Source organism: Pantoea sp. JZ2 (assembly GCF_035191405.1).
Classification (GTDB): Bacteria; Pseudomonadota; Gammaproteobacteria; order Enterobacterales; family Enterobacteriaceae; genus Pantoea; species Pantoea stewartii.
Genome location: NZ_CP045247.1, coordinates 1694129 through 1705867, shown reverse-complemented (window position 1 = coordinate 1705867; position 11739 = coordinate 1694129). Strand labels below are relative to the sequence as shown.

Sequence of the window (11739 nt, the reverse complement as noted above, 5' to 3'; positions counted from 1 at the left end):
ACTCAAATTTAACTAAGCAATACACATAGCGAAAATGTGACCACGGTCATACAACGTCGCGGCAGGAGGGAAAGTAAGCCAGGAAAGTTCTGGAAAAATCATTGGCACCGCTAAAAGTCGGTACACTGGCGCTGCGCGAAAATCATCTACGTAAAATGATGAACTGTTAAGCCTGTGTTCTCACAGCGTTTTGCAGCAATTTGATGCTACACTTTTTTGCTTCGATACAGATGAAATAAGAGCCATGACAGCACTGGATGCCGCAAAATCAACCTGTTCTGAACGCCGCCTTAGCGCCGGTACGCGTACCATTTTTTTAATTAATGGACTGGGCATGTCAGCCTGGGCACCACTGGTACCTTATGCGCGCGATCGCTTGCAGTTAGAAGGGGCATCCCTCGGTGCCCTGCTGCTCTGCCTGGGGATTGGTTCACTGCTTGCGATGCCCGTCACAGGCACGCTGGTCGCCCGCTTTGGCTGCCGGCGGGTGATGATGAGTTCGACGCTGCTGGTCCTGTTGATGCTACCCGTGCTGGCAACCGCGCCTTCCCATCTGGTGATGGCCGCAGCACTCATGCTGTTTGGTGCCGGGTTGGGGATGCTGGACGTTGCAATGAATTATCAGGCGGTGGAAGTAGAAAAAGCCGCAGGACGCCCCATGATGTCAGGCTTTCACGCGTTTTTCAGCCTGGGAGGCATTTTAGGTGCCGGTGCGGTAAGTCTGCTGTTAGGTCTGACATTGACCCCTCTCTTATCGGTTCTGATCGTTATGGCGGTGATGGTCGCATTGCTGCTGTGGCGGCTGTCCGGCTATATGAACCAGCGCTTACATCAGCCTGATCAGCCCTGGCTGGTGATTCCGCGCGGGCGTGTCGCCTTTCTGGGCGTACTGTGCTTTATCCTGTTTCTGGCAGAAGGCGCAGTACTGGACTGGGGTGCCCTGTTGCTGCTGCAAAATCCGTCAATGTCGACGGCACATGCGGGCCTGGGCTATGCCGTATTCTCTGTAGCGATGACGGCAGGACGCTTTACTGGCGATAAGATTATTCAACGTTTTGGCCGCTATCCAGTGATGGTCATGGGCGCGCTGGCCGCGGCGTCGGGCCTGGCGCTCGCCGTCCTGCTGCCCTGGCCGGAAGCGTCATTACTGGCTTTCTTACTGGTGGGATTTGGTTTATCCAATACCGTGCCTATGTTATTTAACGCGGCGGGTAATCAGCATGCAATGCCCGCTAACCTGGCGATTTCAGCCATGACAACGTTGGGATATGCAGGTATTCTTTCTGGTCCGGCGTTGATCGGGTTCATCTCTCAATGGATTAGCCTTAGCGGTGCATTTTTACTGATTGCACTGCTCTTGTTGGCTGTGGCTGTCAGTGCGCGCAACGTTGCGCGATAAATCAGGTATCTGAGACGCTATGTTGTATAAGTTTCCTCTGACATCCAGCAATGTCACCCGCTTTTTTATCGTATTTAACCTGGTACTGTTACTGGCGCTGGGTTGTATGGTGCAAAATTCAATTAATGCCTGGCTAACCGATAAACGCTATGCCATGGCCGATATGGCGCACGACGTACAAAAACGTATTGATACCTATCGTTTCGTGACCTGGCAAATTTATGAAAACCTCTCGGCCAGTGCGGCAGGTTCCGTCCCTGCCAGCAATTTACAAGAGACGCGTCTGCGTCCTGATGTCTATTACCTCGAAAAAACCCGACGTAAAACCGAAGCGCTGATCTTTGGTTCGCATGACAGCAGCACGCTGGATATGACGATGCGGATGTCCAGTTATCTTGATACGCTGTGGGGTGCCGAATCGCCGACCTGGTCGATGTATTTCTTAAATGGTCAGGACAACAGCCTGATTATGATATCGACCCTGCCGCTGAAAGATTTGGCCACTCGCTATAAAGAGAATGCGTTAAGTTCATTAGTGGATGCGCGCCGTGCTGAAATGCTGCAGCAGGCGAATGCGCTGGATGAACGCGAAAGCTTTTCGCCTCTGCGTCACCTTGCTTTCCAGAACGATCACTACTTTACCCTGCGTACGACGTTTAATCAGCCCGGCCATCTGGCTACTGTCGTCGCGTTTGATTTGCCTGTGAATGACTTAATCCCGCTTAATATGCCGGTAGAGAACTTCCAGTTGCGTCAGGATGCCAGCTTTACCAATAACACCAGTACAAACCAGGAAGGCCTTGAGACAACCCAGGTTTCGCTGGTCAGCCACGACATTGAGATAGCCGCAGCCCTGCCCAGCACCTCGCTGCAGCTGGTTTACCGGGTCCCCCTTGTTCGCCTGCTGCTCGACAGTGCGCATAACCTGATGTGGCCACTACTGATTAACCTGGTGCTGTTTTTACTTTCACTGAGTGGCGTATTGTTGCTCCGCAAACAATCGCTTCGTCCCAGTGAAAACCAGAGTGCTGAACTGGACTCCCTTCGCGTACTTAATCAGGAGATTGTGGCCAGCTTACCTGTGGGCCTGTTGGTGTACGACTTTGCGAGTAACCGTACCTTGTTAAGTAATAAGATCGCCGAGCATCTTTTGCCTCACCTGAACCTGCAAAAGATCATCAATATGTCCGATCAGCATCAGGGTGTATTACAGGCTACGATCAACAACGAAGTGTATGAAATACGCCATGCGCGTAGCGTTTTATCGCCGCATACACAGCTGTTTATGATGCGCGATCAGGATCGGGAATTACTGGTCAACAAGAAACTGCAAAAAGCACAGCAGGTGCTGGATCGCAACCACCAGATGCGTCAGCAGTTGCTGCATCACCTTGGCCATGCGTTAAACCAGCCGCTGGAAAAAATCGTCTCGCAGTTGGTGCAGTTGAGTCAGCGTGATAATGACGAAAGCGTGCTGGATATTCTGGATGAGAGCCAGTCACTGGCTCGTCTGGTGGACGATATCGTGCTGCTGAATCGTCTTGAAGCGCATGACTGGTCACCTGATGCGTCGGTATTTAACCTGCAAGAGTTACTGGACGAAATTACGCTGGAGAGCCTGCCGCTGCTGCGCCGCAAAGGCCTGTCCCTGGTGGTGAATAATCATCTGGCAAATGACGAGATGCGCTTTGGCGATCGACGTGCATTGCGCAAAATCCTCACCACGCTGATGCATTATGCGCTGATTACCACCCGCTGGGGCAAGATTACCCTGGCGGTGAAGACGGCAGAGAACCAGCCTGACCGGGTCTATATTGAACTGGTGGATACCGGTGCCGGACTGACCGTGGATGAACTGGCCAACGTGGACTTCCCGTTCCTGGGCGATACCAGTCAGGATCGTTATGGTCAGGCGTCCGGCATGGCGTTTTTCCTGTGCAAGCAGTTGTGTAAACAAATGGGCGGTAGCCTGGAGATTGTGGCGAAAGCCGATATCGGCACACGCTATAACATTCAACTGCCCCTCACGCTTGAGGAACAGCGTGATGAGGAGGAAGAGAAAATCCTGGAAGGCGTAACCGCGCTGGTGGAGATCGCCGTTGAAGATGTCCACAAAATTGTTTGTCGCCATCTGGAAAACTGGGGCGCGCGCTGCCTGACGCCTGATGAACGTATTTCGGGTCAGGATCACGACGTACAGATCACCGACGATCCGGGCAAACTGAGTGGCTGGGCATTGTTACTGGCAGAAGACGAACCGGGCCATCATGCGCTGAACGATCAACAGTATCGCGTCAATTTCAATCTCAGTAATGCACTACTGGATGCATTACTGGCACTGATTGAGAAGCAATTGTCCCACGATGTAATGGAGGATAACACTGAAGAAGATGACGCCAGCACGCCACTGCTAAGTGGAGGCTATTTCCAGCTGTTTACTGAGACAGTACCGGATGATGTAAAGAGATTGTATACTGAGTCAGCGATAAACGATTATGCCTCGCTTGCTCAGACTGCCCATCGCCTTAAAGGCGTGTTTGCTATGCTTAATTTGACACCGGGCAAACAGCTTTGTGAAGAATTAGAACACCACATCAAAGTGTGTGACGATTCAAACATTAAAAATACCACCAGTAATATTGACGCTTATGTCAATCAACTGCTGCAGCAAGGTAACCAATAAGATGAATAACCTGAATGTAATTATTGCCGATGATCACCCAATTGTTCTTTTCGGTATCCGAAAATCTCTGGAACAAATTGAGTGGGTTAACGTTGTGGGTGAGTTTGAAGACTCAACAGCACTGATTAACAACCTGTCTAAGCTTGATGCCAATGTGCTGATCACCGACCTCTCTATGCCGGGTGAAAAGTATGGTGACGGTATTACGCTGATCAAATATATCAAACGCCATTATCCTGATCTGTCGATCATTGTTCTGACCATGAACAACAACCCGGCCATCCTCAGCTCCGTGCTGGATCTGGATATCGAAGGTATCGTTCTGAAGCAAGGTGCGCCAACCGATCTGCCTAAAGCGCTGGCTGCGCTGCAGAAAGGCAAGAAATATACGCCGGAAAGCGTGGCGAAACTGCTGGAGAAAATCAGTGCCGGCGGTTATGGCGATAAGCGTCTGTCGCCTAAAGAGAGCGAAGTATTACGTCTCTTCGCTGAAGGCTTCCTGGTAACGGAAATTGCGAAGAAGCTGAACCGCAGTATTAAGACCATCAGTAGCCAGAAAAAATCGGCCATGATGAAGTTGGGTGTGGATAACGATATTGCCCTGCTCAACTATCTGTCATCGGTCAGCGCGACCCAGATCGACAAAGAGTAAGTTTTCAGGCGGTGCACTCGCACCGCCTCCTTCCGCTTCTCTTTTACCCCTGCCGGGCTTTACGTACCCGCTCCGCATAGAGACCCAGCGTTGATTTCAGCACATCCAGCGTCACGGGCTTCGACAAGCAGTTGTCCATCCCTGCGTCCATACAACGCTGCTTTTCTTCGGCCAGCGCGTTCGCCGTGACGCCTATCACCGGGAACACATGCCCTAACTGACGCAGGCGCTGAGTCAGACGATAACCGTCCATATTGGGCATGTTCACGTCGGTCAGCACAATATCAATTGTATTACGGCTTAAGACATTTAAGGCGTCAACACCATCCTGGGCGGTTTTCACCTGATAACCCAGCGTGCCAAGCTGCTCTGACAGCAGCATGCGATTGATAGGATGATCGTCAACGATCAGCACCATAATGTCGTCATTATGGATTTTCTCTTCGACCGGCCCGCTCAGAGAAAGCGCGTCCGTGCTCTCGGTTTCCACGGCAATGCGGTAAATACGCGCCAGTAAAGTCGGCAGTTCATGCAGGGTTGCCGTGCTGTGGATCCAGCGCCCTGCCTGCGGCTCACGCGGCATATCCACATGCGCGCCGTCAAACGTGATAACCGCACGCACCTGGGGGAATGTCTCCATTGCATAGTCGGTTAACACCACATCATCACTGCCAGGGTTTGCCAGCATATCGGCGACCTGGAAGCCATGTTGCTTCAACAGCCTGTCCAGATACTGGGCCAGGTACTCATTGCGCATTGCCAGCCAGATTTTCTTATCCTGAAGCCCGTCAAGCAGTGGAATGGACGGCTGCTTACCATTGTAGATGGGAATACGCACGATAAACTGGCTTCCCATTCCCGGCTCTGACTCCACCTCAATATCACCGTCCATCATGTTGATCAGCTTTTCACAAATCGCCAGGCCCAGCCCGGTGCCCTGGAAATTGCGCTGGACGCCATTTCCGACCTGGAAGAACGGATCGAATAACCGGGTGAGCTCTTTTGCCGGAATCCCGACGCCGGTATCACGCATACGAAAGGCCAGATAGCCCTGGGTGACGTATGCATGCAGGATAATGCAGCCGGTATGCGTAAATTTGATCGCATTATTGAGCAGGTTAGAAATCACCTGTTGCAGACGCAGGGGATCGCCATCGAGGAACTGCGGAACATCGTGTTCAATATAGCAGTACAGTGTCAGGCGTTTTTTCACCACCAGCGACAGATAGTTACCGACAATATGGGTAATCACTTCACGCGGGGAGAAAGGACGCGGTTCAATCTTCAACTGTTCCGACTCGATTTTCGAGAAATCGAGAATATCGCTGATGATTTTTAACAGCAGACTGGAGGAGTTGTTCATGGCGGTGACCAGCGAGTCGATACCGCTGGGCAACTGTCGTGTCTGTAATAAATCCAGATTACCAATAATGCCGTATAACGGCGTGCGCAGTTCATGGCTGACCGTGGCCAGAAACATCGATTTCGACTGGCTGGCCTGTTCAGCGGCATGCGCCATCTCCTGCAATGACTGCTCCATACGAACGCGCGCGGACACATCAACCAGCACGCAGATGGCGACGTTTTCATTGCGATATCGGGAATGCACAAAGCTGATTTGCAGATTGGTGTTGCTGCCCGTCAGGACATCCACAAAGTTGACCTGTTGGCCGCCGATAATTTCATTTAACCGCTTGCGGTCTTCCTGCGTCAGCAACGTAAGATAGTTATGCGCCAGCTCATTACTCAGAATGTTGGTGCCATCGCTGGTGCGCAGAATACAGATCCCGACCGGTGCTGACGCCACGATCTTACGGTTAAACTGCTCATGCTCTTCCAGCCTGTGTGCATTCTCTTCCGCAGGCAAAAACATGCGCCGCTCAAATAACCAGGCCAGCGTAAACAGCAGTACCGCACTCATGATATTGAGCAGCACCGCGTTAATCATCATGAGCCTGAGCTGATCGACCAGGACATCCGTTGACACCGACCAGATCACATTGAGTTCTGATGGCGGTAAGGGTTTCTTGAGCACCAGCTGGCGATAACCGTCCAGATAACCAAACCAGGTTTTATCGTCGGGTAATTCGTTTAGCGAGAAACCTACGCCTCCCCGGCGTGACGTCAGCAACGGCGTATAATTTTCGTCGGTTATGGTCGCGGTCACCGGCAGGCTGCCGGGCTGGATAAATTCATCAAGGCGGATATTTTGCTCTACGCCCAGCAAAGCCTGCAGTTTATCGGCCACATAGACCGGCATCACCACAGAGAAGCTGCCTACACCAGGCTGAGCGGAGCTGCTCACCCAGTAGGCCGGATTACGCTGGTCCTCTTCCGGGCTGTTACGGTAACGCTGCAGGTTTTCCCGCAGAAGCTTCAGACTGCGATCGCGACTGACATTATTATTGTTATTGCTGACGGTAAAATCAGCCAGGCACCTGTTATCGCCGCCAATCAGGAAGACCCGGTTCAGCTCGTAGGAGGAGGCGAAATTGCTTTTCCAGTAGTTAATGTAGTTGCCTAAGGAATCAAGCGAGTTGCGCCAGGTGGTGCTCATGGAGGCACAGTCGTCACCGGAATATAACGGCATAAACTGCGGCTGAATCAGATTGTCCGCCTGGGACTGACCGATGGGTGCAGGTCTGGCGAGCCGGTTTTCAGCAATATATTTGAGTTCACGCATCATGCCCGCAGAATGACGGACGTACCAGTCAATGGTGCCGTAGTTACTGGCAAACTCCTGACGTACCTTATTCTCTTTGTCATGCAGGACGCTGATAATATAGAACGTCGTCAAAACAGCGCCCAGCAACCAGATGAGCAGTGCCAGCGCGCGAAACAGATAGCGCGAAATGCGCAGCGTCGTGCGGAAAGAAACTAGATATTTCAAAGGTGACTCGCAGGTGGCAAGGTTAGTCGCATTGTTGGATTTTTGATGTTCATACACTAGCTTTATCGCAGCGAAAAAGCCAGTCGACTCCGGGCTCAGGGCGCAGTTTGAGAATGTTTGACCTGCCGCCCACCTCTCCTCTCGCTGTCTTCACAGCCAAAAAAAACGGCAGGCCGGGTTACCCCTGACCTGCCGTTGCGGTTTAACGTACGACGGGTAACTTACTCGTCGTCGTCCACTGCCGGTTCATCATCGTCGTCATTGTCGACTTCAGGTACGATATCATCGTCCCCTTCCGCCACGCTGCCATCGATAGCATCCAGCTCTTCTTCTTCCACCGGTTCCGCTACGCGCTGCAGACCGACAACATTCTCGTCTTCGGCTGTACGAATCAGGATCACACCCTGGGTATTACGGCCCACGATGCTGACTTCGGAGACACGGGTTCTTACCAGTGTGCCGGCATCGGTGATCATCATGATCTGATCGCTGTCGACAACCTGTACCGCACCAATAACCGGGCCATTACGCTCAGTTACTTTGATGGAAATCACGCCCTGCGTTGCACGGGATTTGGTCGGGTACTCACTGTTCGCGGTACGCTTACCGTAGCCGTTCTGCGTAACCGTAAGAATAGCGCCCTCTTCACGCGGCACGATCAGCGAAACTACGCGATCGTTTTGCGCCAGCTTAATGCCCCGTACGCCCGAAGCCGTTCGGCCCATGGCACGTACCGCGGATTCTGCAAAGCGCACCACCTTACCGGCCGCAGAGAACAACATCGCCTCATCGTTGCCGTTCGTCAGCGCCACACCGATCAGCTCATCGTCATCACGCAGGTTAATCGCGATAATGCCTGCGCTACGTGGGCGGCTAAACTCCTGCAGACCCGTTTTCTTCACGGTCCCGCTGGCGGTAGCCATGAAGATATTAAAGCCTTCGGTGTATTCACGTACCGGCAGAATCGCCGTAATACGTTCGTTGGCTTCCAGCGGCAACAGGTTAACGATAGGACGCCCACGTGCACCACGGCTGGCTTCAGGCAACTGGTAGACTTTCATCCAGTAGAGCCGGCCACGGCTGGAGAAGCACAGGATCGTGTCGTGGGTATTCGCCACCAGCAGACGATCGATAAAGTCTTCTTCTTTGATTCGGGCGGCAGACTTGCCTTTACCGCCACGGCGCTGGGCTTCATAGTCGCTCAGCGGCTGATATTTCACATAGCCCTGATGCGACAATGTCACCACAACATCTTCCTGATTGATCAGGTCTTCGATGTTGATGTCGGCGCTGTTAGCCGTAATTTCAGTGCGGCGGTCGTCGCCGAACTGATCGCGCATCAGCTCAAGCTCTTCGCGAATGACTTCCATCAGACGTTCTGAGCTGGACAGGATGTGCAGTAATTCTGCAATCTGATCCAGCAGCTGTTTGTACTCGTCCAGCAGCTTCTCATGCTCAAGGCCGGTCAGCTTCTGCAGACGTAAGTCCAGAATGGCCTGCGCCTGTTGTTCTGTCAGGTAATACTGGCCATCACGGATACCGAACTGCGCTTCCAGCCACTCTGGACGGGCCGCATCGTCGCCTGCACGTTCCAGCATCGCGGCCACATTGCCCAGCGCCCACGATTGCGAGATCAGACCCGCTTTTGCTTCCGCTGGCGTTGGTGCGCGGCGAATCAGTTCGATAATCGGATCGATGTTAGCCAGCGCAATCGCCAGACCTTCAAGGATATGTGCCCGATCGCGCGCCTTGCGCAGTTCGAAAATAGTACGGCGTGTCACCACTTCACGGCGATGGCGAACGAAGGCTTCGAGAATCTCCTTCAGCGCCATAATCTTCGGCTGGCCCTGATGGAGAGCGACCATGTTGATACCGAAAGAGGTCTGCAACTGAGTCAGGGAATAGAGGTTATTGAGAACCACTTCACCAACGGCGTCACGCTTGATTTCAATGACGATACGCATGCCGTCTTTATCAGACTCATCGCGCAGCGCACTGATTCCTTCGACGCGCTTTTCTTTCACCAGCTCGGCAATCTTTTCTATCAGGCGCGCTTTGTTCACCTGATAGGGCAGTTCGTGAATGACGATGGTTTCACGTCCGGTTTTGGCATCCACTTCCACTTCACCACGGGCACGGATGTAAACTTTACCGCGACCGGTGCGATAGGCTTCTTCAATGCCGCGACGCCCGTTGATAATGGCCGCCGTCGGGAAATCAGGCCCCGGAATGTGTTCCATCAGCCCTTCAACGCTGATGTTTTCATCTTCAATATAAGCCAGGCAGCCGTTAATCACTTCGCGCAGGTTATGCGGCGGAATGTTGGTGGCCATACCGACGGCAATACCGGACGATCCGTTGACCAGCAGGTTAGGGATTTTGGTGGGCAGAACTTCAGGGATCTGCTCGGTACCGTCGTAGTTCGGTACGAAGTCAACGGTCTCTTTTTCCAGATCAGCTAACAGGTCGTGGGCGATTTTAGACATGCGCACTTCGGTATAACGCATCGCCGCAGCGGAGTCGCCGTCGATGGATCCGAAGTTGCCTTGACCGTCCACCAGCATGTAACGCAGGGAGAAAGGCTGGGCCATACGTACGATGGTGTCGTAAACGGCAGAATCACCATGCGGGTGATATTTACCGATAACGTCACCGACGACGCGGGCAGATTTTTTATAGGGTTTGTTCCAGTCATTACCCAGTTCGCTCATCGCGTAGAGTACGCGGCGATGTACTGGCTTCAGGCCATCACGCACATCGGGTAAAGCTCGGCCAACAATGACCGACATGGCGTAATCGAGGTAAGAATTTTTTAACTCTTCTTCGATATTAACCGGTGTAATTTCTCTCGCAAGGTCGCTCATGGAGCCGCTATCCCTCTACTAATCCCGGATTTTAAAGGTGCGAAAGTATATCACACCGCAATTCACTGGTGAACGTTAACCACCTTATTAAGGTGCTTTTACTCATGTTGATAAGATGCGCCATGATAAGTTAAGCGTTTATACTGATGTCACATTTTGTCAGGAGTCACGATTCAATGAATGCACAACCACAGAACCCTCAGCACAATGTCGATGCACAGGAAATTGCCAAGTTCGAGGCCGTTGCCTCGCGCTGGTGGGATCTGGAGGGCGAATTTAAACCGCTGCACCGTATTAATCCCCTGCGGCTGGGCTACATTGCGCAACACAGTCACGGGCTGTTCGGTAAAAAAGTGCTCGATGTCGGCTGTGGTGGCGGTATCCTGGCGGAAAGCATGGCCCGGGAAGGTGCAATCGTCACCGGGCTGGATATGGGCGCGGAGCCACTTGAGGTGGCACGACTGCATGCGCTGGAGAGCGGCGTGACGCTCGACTATGTGCAACAAACGGTCGAGGAGCATGCCAGCCAGCATGCAGGCCAGTACGATGTGGTGACCTGCATGGAGATGCTTGAGCACGTGCCGGATCCACGTTCGGTGGTGCACGCTTGCGCGCAGCTGGTTAAACCCGGTGGCGAGGTGTTCTTCTCGACCATTAACCGTAATCCCAAAGCCTGGCTGATGGCGATTTTCGGTGCGGAATATGTCCTGCGCATGGTGCCGCGTGGGACGCATGATGTGAAGAAATTTATCCGTCCCTCTGAGCTGCTGGGTTGGATGGATGAAACCCCACTGCGTGAACGCAACATGACAGGCCTGCACTACAACCCGCTTACCGATCGGTTCCGTCTGGGCAAAGGTGTGGACGTGAACTACATGATTCACACGCATCACGGCGAGGCGTAATTCCTGTGCAGCGTACGGCTTTGCCCACGCTGCTGTCATCCCACTGTCATCACAAAACGCTATCCTTCCTAGCGCTACGCGTTAAGCGCTCTGGCACGACGGCTATGACTCAAAACAGGCTTTCGTATAGTCCAATGCTGGAAAAAGTCGCGCAATGTTTGAAAAATCAGCGGTCGATCATAAATCGCAATATTTTCTCAGACTGGTTGACAAGACCTGCGGCCTTACGAGACGCGGCCTAAGAAAACCCGCAGAAAATACAACCCCCGCAGACATCATTTTTTCCTCTTGTTAAGCGCCAGCAAAATACTAGAATAAGCCTCCATATTGTTATACTTATCTTCGA

6 protein-coding genes are annotated in these 11739 nt (G+C 52.6%); 4 read left to right on the top strand and 2 right to left on the bottom strand.

Annotated elements, in window-relative coordinates; translation table 11 throughout:
- Positions 1-244 precede the first annotated feature (244 nt).
- Genes GC087_RS08460 through rcsB form a run of 3 tightly spaced genes read left to right on the top strand, consistent with a single transcriptional unit; the run spans position 245 to position 4734 of the window.
- The gene (locus GC087_RS08460; RefSeq protein WP_033740605.1) at positions 245-1399 is read left to right on the top strand and encodes an MFS transporter; all 1155 of its coding nucleotides are present in this window, start codon (positions 245-247) and stop codon (positions 1397-1399) included.
- Positions 1400-1418: 19 nt separating this feature from the next.
- The gene (gene rcsD, locus GC087_RS08455) at positions 1419-4082 is read left to right on the top strand and encodes a phosphotransferase RcsD (RefSeq protein ID WP_033740607.1); all 2664 of its coding nucleotides are present in this window, start codon (positions 1419-1421) and stop codon (positions 4080-4082) included.
- Between the two features lies 1 nt (position 4083).
- A complete protein-coding gene (gene rcsB / locus GC087_RS08450; protein ID WP_006120001.1) occupies positions 4084-4734 on the top strand; it encodes a response regulator transcription factor RcsB in 651 nt (216 codons plus the stop codon).
- A 43-nt stretch (positions 4735-4777) separates the two neighbouring features.
- Here rcsB and rcsC read toward each other — a convergent pair whose 3' ends face one another.
- Both rcsC and gyrA read right to left on the bottom strand, forming a co-directional pair.
- Complete coding sequence (gene rcsC / locus GC087_RS08445; protein ID WP_033740958.1) at positions 4778-7624, bottom strand: two-component system sensor histidine kinase RcsC; 2847 nt, start codon at positions 7622-7624, stop codon at positions 4778-4780.
- A 221-nt stretch (positions 7625-7845) separates the two neighbouring features.
- Positions 7846-10488, bottom strand: a complete 2643-nt coding sequence (gene gyrA / locus GC087_RS08440; RefSeq protein WP_033740609.1) for a DNA topoisomerase (ATP-hydrolyzing) subunit A — start codon at positions 10486-10488, stop codon at positions 7846-7848.
- A 176-nt stretch (positions 10489-10664) separates the two neighbouring features.
- Between gyrA and ubiG the strand changes: the two genes are divergently transcribed.
- Positions 10665-11393 carry a bifunctional 2-polyprenyl-6-hydroxyphenol methylase/3-demethylubiquinol 3-O-methyltransferase UbiG gene (gene ubiG / locus GC087_RS08435; protein ID WP_324030278.1) on the top strand — a complete coding sequence of 243 codons (729 nt, stop codon included), beginning with the start codon at positions 10665-10667 and terminating at the stop codon, positions 11391-11393.
- Positions 11394-11739: the final 346 nt, after the last annotated feature.

Bases quoted from the DNA above. Each gene is read 5' to 3' on its own strand.
- GC087_RS08460 (WP_033740605.1), top strand. From the start codon at position 245: ATGACAGCACTGGATGCCGCAAAATCAACCTGTTCTGAACGCCGCCTT.
- rcsD (WP_033740607.1), top strand. From the start codon at position 1,419: ATGTTGTATAAGTTTCCTCTGACATCCAGCAATGTCACCCGCTTTTTT.
- rcsB (WP_006120001.1), top strand. From the start codon at position 4,084: ATGAATAACCTGAATGTAATTATTGCCGATGATCACCCAATTGTTCTT.
- gyrA (WP_033740609.1), bottom strand. From the start codon at position 10,488: ATGAGCGACCTTGCGAGAGAAATTACACCGGTTAATATCGAAGAAGAG.
- ubiG (WP_324030278.1), top strand. From the start codon at position 10,665: ATGAATGCACAACCACAGAACCCTCAGCACAATGTCGATGCACAGGAA.